This window comes from Nocardiopsis sp. NPDC055879 (assembly GCF_053615935.1).
Genome location: NZ_JBSHCT010000007.1, coordinates 12,742 through 27,356, shown reverse-complemented (window position 1 = coordinate 27,356; position 14,615 = coordinate 12,742). Strand labels below are relative to the sequence as shown.

The window sequence follows — 14,615 nt, the reverse complement described above, 5'->3', positions numbered from 1 at the left end:
ATCACCAGGAGGAACGTGTGTGGCGCTACATCGGACGTAAGTCCTTCGTCTACCTGCTGACGTTCATCGTCGCGGTCACCATCAACTGGATGATCCCCCGCTTCATGCCCGGCGACCCCGTCCGGAGCATGCTCACCCGCGCGGCGGTCGACGACCCCGACGCGCTCGCCCGCATGACCGATTACTACAACGGGGTCTTCGGCCTCGACAAGCCCCTGTACGAGCAGTACTTCGCCTTCTGGGCCGGACTGTTCCGGGGTGACCTCGGCATCAGCGTGATGCTGTACCCCCAGGAGGTCACCGACGTCATCATGCGCGCGGTGCCCTACACACTCGCGCTGCTGCTGCCCGCCATCCTCCTCAGCTGGATCATCGGCAACCGCTTCGGGGCCTTCGCCGCCCGTAGCAAGATCCTGGACAACACGCTCCTGCCGGTCGGTTACGTCCTGACCGCGACCCCGTACATGTGGCTCGCGCTGTTGCTCGCCTGGAGTCTGGGCATCGTCGCCGGGGTCTTCCCCACCTCCGGCGGCTACAGCTTCTCCCTGCGCCCGGAGTTCAGCTGGCTGTTCATCTCCAGCCTGATCACCCACTGGGTGCTGCCGTTCCTGTCCATGTTCGTCGTGGCGTTGGGCGGCTGGGCCATCGGCATGCGCAACCTCATCATCTACGAGCTGGAAGCGGACTACTCCAACTACCTCAAGTCCCTGGGCGCGCCCCGGAAACTGATCCGCCGCTACGCGTTCCGCAACGCGATGCTCCCGCAGATCACCGGTCTGGCCGTGCAGCTGGGCACGGTCATCGCCGGCGCCCTGCTCACCGAGATCGTCTTCAACTACCCCGGCCTCGGCAGCCTGATCCTCGATTCCCTGAACAGCCGCGACTTCTTCCTGCTCCAGGGGGTCTTCCTGTTCGTGGTCGTGGGCGTGCTGATCGCCAACTTCATCATCGACATCATCTACGTCCTGGTCGACCCGCGTACGCGCGTGCAGATGACGGGAGGCGCGTCATGACCAACGTTCCCGGAGCGCCGGGGTCGGCCGATTCCGGCACCGCCCCCGAACCGGTCGCCGAGCGCAAGGTCTCCGAGACCCTGCACTTCGCCCGGCGCAACCCCAAGCTCCTCATCGGGCTGAGCATCGTGCTCGGCTTCCTGCTGCTCGGCCTCGTCGGGCCCTTGTTCGTCGACCACGGTCCCAACGAGTACGTCGGTCCGCAGACGCAGTCGCCCAACGGCGAGTACTGGTTCGGCACCACCACGTTCGGTCAGGACGTGTGGGCCCAGTTCGTCTACGGCGTGCGTTCGACCTTCGTCATCGGTTTCCTCGGCGGCGGCATCGCCTTCGTCCTGGGCACCACGATCGGGTTCATCGCCGGGTACAAGGGCGGGATCATCGACGAGATCCTGAACATGATCACCAACGTCGTGCTGGTGCTGCCCGCCCTGGTCGTGCTGATCGTGGCCGTGGCCTACCTGGACGTCAAGGGTCTCTTCGTGCAGGGCCTGTTCATCGGCCTGACCTCTTGGCCCTGGGCCGCGCGAGCGGTCCGCTCCCAGGCGCTGACCCTGGCCAACCGCGACTACGTGGACCTGGCCCGGCTCAGTGGACGGCGCACCTGGCGGATCATCACCTCCGAGATGGCGCCCAACATGAGCTCCTACCTGGTGATGTCGTTCATCCTCATGTTCGGTGGGGCCGTCCTCATCGCCGCCGGACTCGACTTCATCGGCCTTGGTCCCTCCAACGGGGTCTCCCTCGGCATGATGCTGGAGAGCGCCATGCAGTGGAGCGCCCTGCAGCTCGGCATGTGGTGGTGGTTCATTCCACCGGGTGCCGGGATCACCGCGATCGTCGGTTCGATGTACATCCTCAACGTCGGGTTGGACGAGGTCTTCAACCCCAAGCTGCGGGAGCTGTGATGACACTCCGCGTCAACGACCTGAAGGTCTACTACCAAACCCTGCGCGGGGACGTCCACGCCCTCGACGGGGTGAGCTTCGACCTCGCCGACGGGGAGATCATGGGCCTGGCCGGTGAGTCCGGCTGTGGTAAGACCACCCTCGGCAAGAGCCTGATCCGGTTGGACAACCGGATGCGGCACGTCGACGGCACCGTCGAGCTGGACGGCCAGAAGCTGCCCATCTCCGACGACGACGCCATGAACCCCTACCGCTACCACGAGATCTCGCTCATCCCGCAGTACGCGATGAGCGCCCTCAACCCCACCCGCAAGATCGGGCGGATGATCAACGAGCTCCTGAAGGCCCGAGGGGTGAAACCGGACACCGTCGCCGACGAGCTGCGCCGCCGCCTCGAACTGGTGGGTCTGGACCCCCAGGTCCTCGACCGGTTCCCCATCGAGCTCTCCGGCGGCATGAAGCAGCGCGTGGTCATGGTGATGTCCACCCTGCTCGACCCGTCCCTGCTCATCGCCGACGAGGCCACCTCGGCCCTGGACGTGTCCACCCAGCGTTCGGTGGTGGAGTCCATGGTGGAGTTCCGCGACCGGGGCTTCATCAAGAGCATGATCTTCGTGACCCACGACATCTCGCTCGTCTACCAGATGGCCGACACGGTCATGGTGATGTACGCGGGTCGCGTCGCGGAGAAGGCCCCGGCCTCCACCATCATCAACGACCCACAGCACCCGTACACCAAGATGCTCATCGGCGCGCTGCCGGAGGTGGGTTCGACCACCGAGGACACCCGTCTGGAGGGTATCCCGGGTACCCCGCCCGGTCTGCTGAACCCGCCCACCGGTTGCCGGTTCAAGGACCGGTGTCCCATCGCCTCGGAGGAGTGCTCCGAGGTGCCGCCGCTGGTGGAGATCGAACCCGGCCACTGGGCCGCCTGCTGGAAGACGGGGAGGTAGCGCCGTGCTGGAACTGAGCCATGTGCACAAGGTGTACCGGGTGGGCGCGTTCGGCGGCTCGACACTGCGCGCGGTGCGCGACGTCGACCTGGTGGTGAAACCCGGTGAGGTGGTGTCGCTGATCGGTGAGTCCGGCAGCGGCAAGAGCACCCTCGGCAAGATGGTGCTCGGCCTGACCAAGCCCAGCCAGGGCACCATCACCTTCGAGGGCAAGGACGTGACCCGCCTGAGGGGGTTCGCCGAGAAGAAGGAGTACTACCGCCACGTGCAGGGCGTCTTCCAGGACCCCTTCAGCTCCTTCAACCCCATCTTCAAGGCGGACCGGGTCTTCGAGATGATCCGCTCCTCCTACTTTCCCGGGGTGTCGGACGCCGACTGGCGCGCGAAGGTCCTGGACGTGATCGGGACGGTCCGCCTGGACCCCGACAACGTCCTGAACAAGTACCCGCACCAGCTCAGCGGCGGGCAGTTGCAGCGACTGCTCATCGCGCGGGCGCTGCTGTTGGACATCCGTCTGCTGGTGGCCGACGAGATCATCAGCATGTTGGACGCCTCCACCCGCATCGACGTGCTGAACCTGCTCGCCGACCTCAAGGAACGCGGCCTGGGGATCCTCTTCGTCACCCACGACCTGTCGCTGGGCAACTACGTCAGCGACCGGTCGGTGATCCTGCACAAGGGCGCCATCGCGGAGATGGGCCCGACCAAGAGGGTGTTCGACAACCCACTGCACCCCTACAGCCGTCACCTGCTCTCGTGCGTGCCCCAACTGCACCGCACCTGGGCCGAGGTGGACGCCGAACTGGCCGCGGACCCACCCGAGGACGTCGAACTGCCCGTGGTCGCCGAGGGCGACGACTCCGCCCCACTGGTGGAGGCGGAGCAGGGGCACTTCGTCGGAATCGATCAGCGCTGACCCTCCCCTCTTTCGGGGGACGGTGGCACACAGAGGGAAGAGGAGCACGCATGACCGCGTGGTTCGACCTGCACGATGGCTGGACACTGGCCGCGACGCCCCATGAGGGCGCGCTCGCCGAACCGGCCGCCACGCTTCATGGGGCCGGGGGGCTCACCGCGACCGTGCCGGGCTGCGTCCACACCGACCTGCTCGACCACGGTCTGATCGAGGACCCCTACCTCGACGACAACGAGACCCGTCTGGGTTGGATCGGGCGCACCGACTGGAGCTACACCCGCTCCCTGTCGGCGGAGGTCGCCGCCCTGGCCGGTGATACGCCGGCCGAACGCGTCGACCTGGTGTGCGAGGGACTGGACACCTTCGCCACCGTCCGAGTCGGCGACCGCGAGGTGGGGCGCACCGCGAACATGCACCGGTCGTACCGGTTCGACGTCACCGAGGCGCTGGGCGAGGCCGGGGCGAGCCCCGGGCTGGAGGTGCGTTTCGACGCCCCCTACCGGCGCGCCGAGGCCGAGCGTGACCGCTTGGGCCCGCTGCCCGCCGCCTACGACGAGCCCTACCAGTACGTCCGCAAGATGGCCTGCAACTTCGGCTGGGACTGGGGGCCGACCGTGGTCACCTCCGGGATCTGGCGGCCGATCCGCCTGCACGCCTGGTCGACGGCGCGTCTGGCGTCGGTGCGGCCGCTGGTGTCGGTCTCCGCGGACGGCTCCCGGGGAAGGGTCTCCCTGCGGTTGAACGTGGAGCGCACCGAGGCGGGGCACGACACCGTGTTGACGGTGAACGCGTCGGTCGCCGGGGTCACCGGGACCGTCACGATCCCGGCAGGGGAGGACGAGGTCGCCCTCGACCTGGAGGTGAACGACCCCGACCTGTGGTGGCCACGCGGCCACGGCGGCCAACCCCTGTACGACCTGTCGGTGGAACTGTCCGCGCCCGGTGGCGTCCTGGACACCTGGGAACGTCGGATCGGGTTTCGCGACGTGGCGGTGCACAGCGCCCCCGACGAGCACGGGGCGGCCTTCGCGGTCCGTGTCAACGGTCGCGACATCCTGGTCAGGGGCGCCAACTGGATCCCCGACGACACTTTCCCCTCCCGGCTGGACCGGGCCCGCTACACGGAGGCGATCGACCAGGCCTGCGCGGCCGGGATGAACCTGCTGCGGGTGTGGGGCGGTGGGATCTACGAGGCGGACGACTTCTACGACGTGTGCTCCGAGCGCGGCGTCCTGGTCTGGCAGGACTTCCTGTTCGCCTGCGCCGCCTACCCGGAGGACGAGCCCCTGCGGTCGGAGGTGGAGGCGGAGGCCCGAGACGCGGTCGTCCGCCTGTCCCCGCACGCCTCGCTCGCGGTGTGGTGCGGAAACAACGAGAACATCTGGGGCCACGAGGACTGGGGCTGGAAGGAGAAGTTGGCGGGGCGGTCCTGGGGGGCCGGGTACTACCTGGACCTGTTGCCTCGGGTGGTGGCCGAACTCGACCCCACCCGTCCCTACTGGCCGGGCAGCCCGTACTCCGAAGGCGAGGATGTGCACCCCAACGACCCCGCCCACGGCACCATGCACCTGTGGGACGTGTGGAACGAGCTGGACTACACGGTGTACCGGGACCGCAGGCCGCGGTTCGCCGCCGAGTTCGGATACCAGGCGCCGGCGAACCACTCGACCCTGCGCGCGGCCGTGTCGGACGACCCGCTCACCCCCACCTCACCGGGTGTGCTGCACCACCAGAAGGCGATCGATGGCAATGGCAAGCTCGCTCGCGGGCTCGCTCTGCACTTCGGCGACCGTGAGTGGTCCTACGACGACTGGCACTACCTCACCCAGGTGAACCAGGCCAGGGCGCTGACCGTGGGCATCGAGCACTTCCGTTCCACCTGGCCGTATTGCACCGGCACGGTGGTCTGGCAGATCAACGACTGCTGGCCGGTCACCTCATGGGCGGCGGTGGACGGCGCGGGCAGGCGCAAACCCCTGTGGTACGCGCTGCGCCGCGTGTACGCCGACCGGGTCGCCACGGTCCAACCCGTCGACGACGGGCTGACCGTGGTGCTGGGCAACGACACCGACACCGAGTGGGTGACGGAGCTGACGGTGACGCGCCGTGACATCGCCACGGGGTCGGAACTGGCGGCCTCCTCGCACCCGGTCCGGGTGGCGCCGCGCGGCGCGCTGCGGGTCCCGGTGCCCGAGGAGGTGTCCCGGTCCGGCGAGCCGGGCGGTGAGGTGATCACCGTCGACGGGGCGGAGGAGCGCGCGTGGTGGTTCTTCGCCCGAGACCACGAGATCGCGTACAGAAAACCGGAATTCGAAGTGGAAACCCGGGTCATTGGTTCCGATTTGCGGGTGAAGGTGCGGGCCGGAGTGCTCTTGCGGGACCTGGTCCTGAACGTCGACAGGATCGCCCCGGACGCCGTCGTGGACAGCGCCCTGGTGACCTTGTTGCCGGGGGAGGAGCACACGTTCACCGTTCACGGCGGCGCCGACCTCGATCCGGGGAAGGTGTCGGCGTCACCTGTCCTGAGGTGCGTCAACGACACCCTTGTGGCCTCTTTGTGAGCATCATGTGACGTTCCGGTGATCGCCACCTGAATAACACGGGACCCCCATGCGGCCCGCCGGTATTCCTCGGCGGGCCGTGTGTGTTGCCACACTCGAAACCCTCACTCGGGGCGCCGGCTGTGGTACGTTCAAGGTGATTGTTAGTCGTTGAATTTCGCAGTTGGTGTCTTGCCCGCGGAGTTTGTGACCGGCGGGCGGTTTCTCATGGAGTCGGCTCGCGGCAATTATCGGGCGTGAGTATGCGTCCGTGTTACACCGAGCTGAAGGAGAGAACATGGCTCAGGGAACTGTGAAGTGGTTCAACGGCGAGAAGGGCTTCGGCTTCATCTCCCCCGACGGCGGCGGCCCCGACGCCTTCGTTCACTACAGCGCCATCCAGGGTTCGGGCTTCCGTAACCTGGAGGAGAACCAGCGCGTGGAGTTCGAGATCGTCGAGGGCACCCGTGGCCCGCAGGCCGAGAACGTCGTCGCCATCTAACGATCGCACAGACGTAGCGTCGTCGCCCCGCTCAGCAGGGGCGTGAACGTCGCCGAACACCCCCGGACGGGTACCACCCGCCGGGGGTGTTCTTTTTGTGTCCGCGGGGTCCGCGTGCCGTGCGCACGGCGCCGGACACACGAACGCCCCGGCCGTGGGGAAGACGGTCGGGGCGTTCGACGTTCGGATCAACCGGCCAGGAGGCGCTCCGTGTGCTCGCGCACCTCGGGGGTGTCCAGGCCGCGCACGGTCACGGTGGTGCGGCGACGCAGCGCGTCGTCGACGGTCACCGCCCACTCGTGGTCACGGGCGAAGACGACCTGCGCCCACACGTCCGGGCCGTCCGGGTGGATGCGCTCGCCCAGCTCCGGCCGGTCGCGGACCAGGGCCGCGATGTCCATGGCCAGGCTCCCGTAGTGGGTGGCCAGGTGTCGGGCGACCAGCGGGTCCACGCGTGCCCCCGGCTCACGGTCGATGATGAGCCGCTGGGTGACCGCGTCGGGGCTGGCCAGACCGGGCAGCGGAACGGTCCGCAGCGGGTCGGCCATGCCCTCGCCCAGCGGCACGGACGACACCTTGCGCAGCGCCTCCACCACGGTCCGACCGATGTGCCGGTAGGTGGTCCACTTGCCGCCGGCCACCGACAACATCCCTCCACGACCCTGGGAGACCACGGTCTCCCGCTTGGCGGAACTGGTGTCTCCGGGGCCGCCCGGCAGCACGCGCAGGCCGGCGAACGAGTACGTCATCCGATCACGGTCCAGGTAGGAGGGGTCGATGCCCATCGACGCCTCGCTCAGGATCTGGTCCACATCGGAGGGGACCACGCCCACGTCGGCCGGGTCGCCCTCGTAGGCCTCGTCCGTGGTCCCGAGCAGCAGGTGGCCCTCCCACGGGATCGCGAAGGACACCCGGTACTTGTCCACGGGGATGGTCAGCGCCGCGCGCCACGGGTCCGGGGTGTTCAGCACCAGGTGGGCACCCTTGGACAGACGCACGCTGGGCGCCGCGTTCGGGTCCTCCATACGACGCAGGTGGTCCACCCACGGGCCGGTGGCGTTGAGCACCAGTCGCGCGTCCACGCCGAACTCCTCGCCGGAGACCCCATCGCGCAGTTCGGCGCCGGTGACACGACCGCTGGTGGTGCGCAGTCCCCGAACCTCGGCGTGGTTGAGCACCACGGCACCGGCGTCCACGGCCGCGCGCACCGACATGACGGCCATGCGGCTGTCGTTCATCTGGTGGTCGCTGTAGGCGGCCACCGATTTGAGCCCGTCGGTGCGCAGACCCGGGGCCAGGCGCTTGGCCTGCTTGGGGGAGAGCAGCCGGCCCATGCCGTCGCCGAAGGCCGACAGCGCCGAGTACAGGAAGACGCCCGCACCCATCTTCGCGGCGCCGTGCGGGCCGTCGTTGTAGATGGGCACGAGGAAGGGGCGGTGGTTGACCAGGTGCGGGGCGACGTCGGAGGCCAGCGAGCGGCGTTCGCGGTGGTTCTCGGCGACCAGGCGCACGTTGCCGGTCTGAAGGTAGCGCAGTCCGCCGTGCACGAGCTTGGAGGAGGCACTGGAGGTGGCGCCGGCGAAGTCGCCGGCGTCGACCATGGCCACACGCAGTCCGGCCTGGGTGGCGGTCCACGCCACGGAGGTCCCGAGGATGCCGCCGCCGATGACCAGGAGGTCGAAGGTGCCGCGGGTGAGTTCCTCACGGGTGTGGGTCCGGTATAGGGGTGTGGCGCGGTGGGTGTCGGCCTTCATGGCTGGTGCTCCGTCCGTTGGGGAGGGGTGGCTGGTGCACGTACCTGAACGGACTCCGCGATTCAGGCTGGTGTCGACTGCATGATACGACAATGCCGAACGATGCCCAAGGTTGACCGCCCCTTGTTCTGAAGTCCGCCATCTCGGCGGTGCTGGGGGATGCTGCGCCAGAGGCTGATGTGACACGGTGGAGTGGAAGTGTCGCCAGTGGTGCACGGTATGCGACATTGTCGCACATTAGACGTCTGTCAGGCCTTCGAGGGTTCGGGTTCTGGAATCCAACCTCTCGTAAGACGACATCCCGGTTTCGGGGACGGAATCACGACCTGGATTCCGGGTTCCACGGATTGCCCCACAGGGCGGGTGTTCCCGGTTCTACGATGAGCCCCATCATGGCCACTAGGTACTCTCCCACCATCCGGCGACGCCGCCTGTCCGCCGAACTCCGCCGGATTCGGCTCGCCGCGCGCAAGACCGGCGAAGAGGTCGCCGCCGACGCCGGTCTGTCCAAGTCCACCTACTCCAACATCGAGTCGGGGGTGAAGAAGAGGCCCACGGTCGCCGAGGTCAAGGCGGTCCTGGAAGTCTGTGAGGTCGCTCCCGGGCGTGAGTTCGACGAGATCCTCGACCTGTGCCGCCAGTCCCTGGAACGCGGCTGGTGGACCCGCTACCGCGACGTCCTGGCCGCGCGCTTCGTCGGCTTCGAGACCGAGGCGAGTGCGATCACCACCTGGCAGCCCCTCATGATCCCCGGGCTCCTCCAGGTGCCCGAGTACATGAAGGTCAACGCCCAGGCCTGCCTGGCCGGCCCCCAGGAGATCCGGCGGGCCATCGACGCCCGCATGACCCGTCAGCGCATCCTGGAGGACCAGGATCCTCCCCGGCTGTGGGCGATCTTCGACGAGGGTTCCCTCCTGCGGTTGAAGGACCACCCGCGGACCAAACGCGTCCAGGTCGAGCACCTCCTGGAGATGGCGCGGCGCCCCAACATCACCGTGCAGCTGACCCGCGCGGACCGGCTCAACCCCGGAAGCGGTGGCTCGTGCGTGGTGTTGGAGTTCCCCGACCCCATCGACCCCACGGTCGTCTTCCTGGAGACCACCACCGACGGCATCTACCTGGAGGAGCCGGACGAGGTGGTCCGCTACCAGAACCTGGTGGACCACCTACGGCTGATGGCCCTTCGTCCGGCGGAGACCCTGGAGTACCTCCAAGAGGTGCACCTGGACCCATGAGGACGGGGGCGCCCGATCGACGTCGGACGCCCCCCATGGAGTTTCGTACGGGGTTCTCGGTGGGGATCAGCCGCCGAAGCCGGTCAGCTTCCAGATCCAGGAACCGATCACGGCACCGATGATGGGACCGACGATCGGGACCCAGGAGTACCCCCAGTCCGAGGAGCCCTTGCCGGGAATGGGCAGCAGGGCGTGCGCGATACGCGGGCCCAGGTCACGGGCCGGGTTGATGGCGTACCCGGTGGGACCACCGAGGGACATACCGATCGCGAACACCAGCAGACCCACCATCAGCGGGGCCAGACCGTTGGCGAACAGGTCGGACAGCATGACACCGCCCTCCGAGGACACCGCGTCGGCGTTGGCACCGATGCCGAGGATGCCCAGCAGCAGCAGCGCGGTACCGATGATCTCCGTGACCAGGTTGAGGAGCGGCTTGCGCACCGCCGGAGCGGTGGAGAAGACGCCCAACTTGGCGCCCTGGTCCTCGGTGTGCTCCCAGTGCGGGAGGTAGGCCAGGTACACCAGGACGGCACCGACGAAGGCACCCGCGATCTGGGCGGCGATGTAACCGGGCACCAGCGCCCACTCGAAGTCGCCGATGCTGGCCATGCCCAGCGTGACCGCCGGGTTGATGTGGGCGCCGCTGGTGGTGCCGACGACGTAGATGGCCATCGTGACCGCCATCCCCCAGCCGAACGTCACGACGATCCAGCCCGCGTTGAGGGCCTTGGACCGGGCTAGGGAGACACCCGCGACGACACCACAGCCGAGCAGGGTGAGGATCGCGGTTCCGATGAATTCTGCGAGATAGACCATGGGGATCTCCGCCCCCTTGGCGGGGGCAGCCGGGTCACGGGTGTCACCTGGCCCGTGTGGCATGAACCGCAGCGGATTCGCGCCGACACGGGCATAATCGGACACACCCGTCACATTTGAATGGGGAGTGGGCACCTGGTCGGTGCCCTGGATCCGCGCCCCAAGGGTTCCAGTTCGCTCTGTCCCCTTGGGGCGCGGTCACGCGTGTGGTGCGGGACGGCTGACGTCCGCCCGTACGCTTCAGGCGTTCTCGTGCTCGACCCAGCCCAGGGTGCGCTCGACGGCCTTGTTCCAGTTGTGGTACTCGCGTTCACGAACCGACGAATCCATCTTCGGGTTCCATTCGGCGGCCTTGTGCCAGTTGGCGCGCAGCGTCTCGATGTCGGGCCAGTAACCCACGGCCAGACCGGCCGCGTAGGCCGCGCCCAGACACGTGGTCTCGGCGACCATCGGACGCACCACCTCGGCGTCGAGCACGTCGGACAGGATCTGCATGAGCAGGTTGTCCGCGGTCATGCCGCCGTCGACCTTCAGGGTGGTCAGATCGATCTGCGAGTCGGCGTTCATGGCGTCGACGACCTCGCGGGTCTGCCAGGCCGAGGCCTCCAGGACGGCGCGCGCGATGTGACCCTTGTTCACGTAACCGGTCAGGCCGGCGATGACGCCGCGGGCGTCGCTGCGCCAGTGCGGGGCGAACAGGCCGGAGAAGGCCGGAACGATGTAGCAACCGCCGTTGTCGTCCACGGTGCGGGCCAGGGTCTCGATCTCCGGAGCGGAGGAGATCAGGCCGAGGCTGTCGCGCAGCCACTGCACCAGGGAGCCGGTGACCGCGATGGAGCCCTCCAGCGCGTACACCGCCGGGGTGTCCCCGATCTTGTAGCCGAGGGTGGTGAGCAGCCCGTTCTCGGACTTGATGGGCTTGGTGCCGGTGTTCATGACCAGGAACGTGCCGGTGCCGTAGGTGCCCTTGACGTCGCCCGGGTCGAAGCAGGTCTGACCGAACAGCGCGGCGTGCTGGTCGCCCAGTGAGGAGGCGACCGGGGTGCCGGCCAGGTAGCCGGTGGACTCGCCGTAGACCTCGGAGGAGGACCGGATCTCCGGCAGGAGGCTCGCCGGGATGTCCATGGCCGCCAGGATCTCGTCGTCCCAGGCCAGGGTCTCCAGGTTCATCAGCATGGTGCGGCTGGCGTTGGTGACGTCGGTGACGTGCTTGCCGGTCAGCTTCCAGATCAGCCAGGTGTCCATGGTGCCGAACAGCAGCTCACCGCGGTCGGCGCGCTCGCGGACCCCCTCGACGTTGTCGAGGAGCCAGCGGATCTTGGGGCCGGAGAAGTAGGTGGCCAGCGGCAGACCGCACTTGGGACGGAAGCGGTCCTGGCCCTCCTCACCGCCGAGTTCACGGGCGATCTCGTCGGTGCGGGTGTCCTGCCAGACGATCGCGTTGTAGACCGGCTCACCGGTCTCCTTGTCCCAGATCAGCGTGGTCTCGCGCTGGTTGGTGATACCGATGGCGGCGATCTGGTCGGGGGTGATGTCGCTCTTTTGCAGCGACTTCTGGACGACGGACTCGACGTTGGTCCAGATCTCCAGGGCGTCGTGTTCCACCCAACCCGGCTTGGGGAAGATCTGGCGGTGCTCACGTTGATCGACCGAGACGATGCGCCCGTCCTGGTCGAAGAGGATGCAGCGGCTCGACGTGGTGCCCTGGTCGATCGCGGCGATGTACTGCTGGCTCATCGGTCTCGCCTTCAGATGGACGTGGATGGGGACGGGGGGTCGGAACATGCATTACAGCGGTCATCCCCGCATGGCGTACGACAATGACGTATGATTAGGCGTTAGTTTCGACTGTGTTTCCTTCCCATGTCAAGAGCGCGTGACGCAATCGTGTCGCGTGAGTCACAAGCCCTAGACCCCCACCATCTCAGGCGAAGGCGGACATCAGAAGAACCCCACTCCGGAAACCACGGTGAGCGGGGTTCGTCCGACGGGGTCGCAAGCGCGCTCGTGGCGGGCCTCAGTACGGGGTCACGCCCAGGTCGCGGGAGATCGCGCGAGCCGCGTCGCGGATGTAGGAGACCTGCTCCATGTCGGGGCGGCCGGCCTCGTCGCGCAGGCGCTCGACCGCGCCGCGCACCCCGATCGCGCCGACGGTCACTCCACGCCGGTCGCGGATGGGCGCGGCTATGGACACCTCGCCGTCGACGAGTTCCTCCACTTCCCAGCCCCAGCCCTGTTCGCGGATCTCGTCCAGACCCGCTTCCAGGTCGGCCATGGTGGTGACCGTATGGCGGGTGAAGGCGGTGAGTTCCACGGGGGAGTCGGTCTCCACCGCGGCCACGTCCTCGGGGACCGCCAAGGGGTCGAAGGCCATCAGGACCTTGCCCAGGGCCGTCGCGTGCAACGGCAGCAACGTGCCCACGTCCAGGGTCTGACTGGAGGAGTCGGGGCGGAAGACGTGGTGCACCACGAGCACCTGGTGCTTGTGCAGGGTGCCGATGCGCACGCTCTCCCCGCTTCGGGAGGCCAGGGTGTCGGCCCAGTTCAGGGCCCGGGTCCGCAGTTCGTTGCCGTCCAGGTAGCGGGTGCCCAGGCTGAGCATGCCCCCGCCCAGGCGGTAGCGACTCGACTCGGGGTCCTGCTCCACGAACCCCACGTGTTGCAAGGTGCGAAGGATGCCCAGGGCCGTGCCCTTGGGCAGTTGGAGGGATCGGGAGATCTCGGCCAGGCTCAGTCCCCGGGCGCCACTGGCCAGCAGCCGCAGGATAGCGGCGGCGCGTTCGATGGACTGGATTCTTCCCGGCATTGCGGTGCTACCACTCTCTAGTACGACAATGTCATACGCCAGATGCTACTACGCGATGTGACGCTCGACACCTGCCGGCCCCGGGTTCACGGCGGAGCCGGGCAAGTGTACCGAGGCTCCACCCCGCTGACCTGCGGCCGGGCCCGATCAGAGTTGGGCGACGGCCTTCGCGGTCGCCTTCGCCGCGTCCTCGACGTCGCTGTCGGTGATCTCCAGGCTCACGACCATCCGGATACGGTCACCGCCGCCCGTCGCGAGCACCCCCTGCGCGGCGAACGCCTCCACGTACCGACCGGCCTCGCCCTCGGGGGTGGTCACCAGCACCATGTTGGTTCGCGCCACCGCGTCCAGGCCGGGAAGCTCGTTCAGGAGTTCGGCCAGGCGAGCGGCCCGCTCGTGGTCCTCCACCATGCGTTCACGGTGATGGCGCAGCGCGTACAGGGCACCCGCGGCGATGACGCCCGCCTGACGCATACCGCCGCCGAGCAGCTTTCGACCGCGCCGGGCCCGCCGAATCGTGTCCGCGTCACCGGCCACCGCCGAACCCACCGGTGCGCCCAGGCCCTTGGAGAAGCACACCGAAACCGTGTCGAAGCCCTCGGCCACCACGGCCGGCCCCACCTCCAGGTGGGCGGCGGCGTTCCACAGCCGGGCGCCGTCCAGGTGCGCCCTCAACCCGTGGGCGTGCGCGAAGTCGGTCACGCGCCGCTGCTCGGCCAATGGGACGACCCGACCGGAGAAGGTGTTCTCCAACCACAACAGGGCGGGATCCGCGCGATGCACGTCGCCCAGCCCGGTGATCCACCCGTCGAGGAGCTCTTGGGCGGGGAACGGGTCGCCCGAGTACAGCCTCGGCAGGACCCGGGACAACACGACCGCCGCGCCCTGTTCGTCACCGATGAGGTGGTGGTTCTCGTGCGCCCACACCTCCTCGCCGCTGCGGGCCGCCACCCACAGGCCCAGCTGGTTGGCCATGTGGCCGGAGGTGACGTAGAGGGCGGCCTCCTTGCCGAGCAGGGCGGCCGTCTCCTCCTCCAGTTCGCGGACGGTGGGGTCCTCGCCCCACACGTCGTCGCCGACCTTCGCCTCGGCCATGGCCAGGCGCATTTCCTTCGTGGGTCGGGTGAAGGTGTCCGAGCGCAGGTCGATCATGAGGGTCCCCCGGGGTG

Annotated in this window: 12 protein-coding genes; 7 read left to right on the top strand and 5 right to left on the bottom strand. The window is 68.1% G+C overall.

The genetic code is table 11. The features are described from left to right. Positions 1–17 precede the first annotated feature (17 nt). The 6 genes from ACWGKS_RS09775 (at position 18) to ACWGKS_RS09750 (ending at position 6,832) form a co-directional block, all read left to right on the top strand. Complete coding sequence (locus tag ACWGKS_RS09775) at positions 18–1,013, top strand: ABC transporter permease (RefSeq protein WP_358503085.1); 996 nt, start codon at positions 18–20, stop codon at positions 1,011–1,013. Next, entirely contained in the window at positions 1,010–1,921 is a 912-nt protein-coding gene (locus ACWGKS_RS09770; protein ID WP_452522334.1) for an ABC transporter permease, read from the top strand. Before ACWGKS_RS09775 ends, ACWGKS_RS09770 begins: the two co-directional genes overlap by 4 nt. Next, complete coding sequence (locus tag ACWGKS_RS09765; RefSeq protein WP_452522333.1) at positions 1,921–2,874, top strand: ABC transporter ATP-binding protein; 954 nt, start codon at positions 1,921–1,923, stop codon at positions 2,872–2,874. Before ACWGKS_RS09770 ends, ACWGKS_RS09765 begins: the two co-directional genes overlap by 1 nt. Positions 2,875–2,878: 4 nt before the next feature. Further along, a complete protein-coding gene (locus ACWGKS_RS09760) occupies positions 2,879–3,790 on the top strand; it encodes an ATP-binding cassette domain-containing protein (RefSeq protein WP_452522331.1) in 912 nt (303 codons plus the stop codon). A gap of 50 nt (positions 3,791–3,840) precedes the next feature. Further along, positions 3,841–6,351 carry a glycoside hydrolase family 2 protein gene (locus tag ACWGKS_RS09755; RefSeq protein WP_452522329.1) on the top strand — a complete coding sequence of 837 codons (2,511 nt, stop codon included), beginning with the start codon at positions 3,841–3,843 and terminating at the stop codon, positions 6,349–6,351. A 277-nt stretch (positions 6,352–6,628) separates the two neighbouring features. Further along, the gene (locus ACWGKS_RS09750; protein ID WP_067601566.1) at positions 6,629–6,832 is read left to right on the top strand and encodes a cold-shock protein; all 204 of its coding nucleotides are present in this window, start codon (positions 6,629–6,631) and stop codon (positions 6,830–6,832) included. A gap of 188 nt (positions 6,833–7,020) precedes the next feature. Here the strand turns inward: ACWGKS_RS09750 and ACWGKS_RS09745 are convergent, their stop codons facing one another. Beyond that, positions 7,021–8,586 (bottom strand): FAD-dependent oxidoreductase, encoded by a 1,566-nt coding sequence (locus tag ACWGKS_RS09745; protein ID WP_452522327.1) that lies wholly within the window; start codon positions 8,584–8,586, stop codon positions 7,021–7,023. Positions 8,587–8,966: 380 nt separating this feature from the next. Between ACWGKS_RS09745 and ACWGKS_RS09740 the strand changes: the two genes are divergently transcribed. Next, a complete protein-coding gene (locus tag ACWGKS_RS09740; RefSeq protein ID WP_452522325.1) occupies positions 8,967–9,821 on the top strand; it encodes a helix-turn-helix domain-containing protein in 855 nt (284 codons plus the stop codon). A gap of 66 nt (positions 9,822–9,887) precedes the next feature. On the opposite strand, the gene ACWGKS_RS09735 is transcribed toward ACWGKS_RS09740, so the two are convergent. From ACWGKS_RS09735 to ACWGKS_RS09720, 4 genes are all read right to left on the bottom strand, one after another. Beyond that, positions 9,888–10,640 (bottom strand): MIP/aquaporin family protein, encoded by a 753-nt coding sequence (locus tag ACWGKS_RS09735; RefSeq protein ID WP_358503064.1) that lies wholly within the window; start codon positions 10,638–10,640, stop codon positions 9,888–9,890. Between the two features lie 240 nt (positions 10,641–10,880). After that, the gene (gene glpK / locus ACWGKS_RS09730) at positions 10,881–12,377 is read right to left on the bottom strand and encodes a glycerol kinase GlpK (protein ID WP_358503061.1); all 1,497 of its coding nucleotides are present in this window, start codon (positions 12,375–12,377) and stop codon (positions 10,881–10,883) included. 280 nt (positions 12,378–12,657) lie between these two features. Beyond that, a complete protein-coding gene (locus ACWGKS_RS09725; RefSeq protein ID WP_358503058.1) occupies positions 12,658–13,446 on the bottom strand; it encodes an IclR family transcriptional regulator in 789 nt (262 codons plus the stop codon). Between the two features lie 147 nt (positions 13,447–13,593). Next, on the bottom strand, positions 13,594–14,598 hold the full coding sequence (locus ACWGKS_RS09720; protein WP_358503055.1) for a threonine aldolase family protein: 1,005 nt from the start codon (positions 14,596–14,598) through the stop codon (positions 13,594–13,596). Positions 14,599–14,615: the final 17 nt, after the last annotated feature.

Coding starts and splice junctions, on each gene's coding strand:
- ACWGKS_RS09735 (WP_358503064.1), bottom strand. CDS start 10,640: ATGGTCTATCTCGCAGAATTCATCGGAACCGCGATCCTCACCCTGCTC.
- ACWGKS_RS09740 (WP_452522325.1), top strand. CDS start 8,967: ATGAGCCCCATCATGGCCACTAGGTACTCTCCCACCATCCGGCGACGC.
- ACWGKS_RS09720 (WP_358503055.1), bottom strand. CDS start 14,598: ATGATCGACCTGCGCTCGGACACCTTCACCCGACCCACGAAGGAAATG.
- ACWGKS_RS09770 (WP_452522334.1), top strand. CDS start 1,010: ATGACCAACGTTCCCGGAGCGCCGGGGTCGGCCGATTCCGGCACCGCC.
- ACWGKS_RS09750 (WP_067601566.1), top strand. CDS start 6,629: ATGGCTCAGGGAACTGTGAAGTGGTTCAACGGCGAGAAGGGCTTCGGC.
- ACWGKS_RS09725 (WP_358503058.1), bottom strand. CDS start 13,446: ATGCCGGGAAGAATCCAGTCCATCGAACGCGCCGCCGCTATCCTGCGG.
- glpK (WP_358503061.1), bottom strand. CDS start 12,377: ATGAGCCAGCAGTACATCGCCGCGATCGACCAGGGCACCACGTCGAGC.
- ACWGKS_RS09745 (WP_452522327.1), bottom strand. CDS start 8,586: ATGAAGGCCGACACCCACCGCGCCACACCCCTATACCGGACCCACACC.
- ACWGKS_RS09765 (WP_452522333.1), top strand. CDS start 1,921: ATGACACTCCGCGTCAACGACCTGAAGGTCTACTACCAAACCCTGCGC.
- ACWGKS_RS09755 (WP_452522329.1), top strand. CDS start 3,841: ATGACCGCGTGGTTCGACCTGCACGATGGCTGGACACTGGCCGCGACG.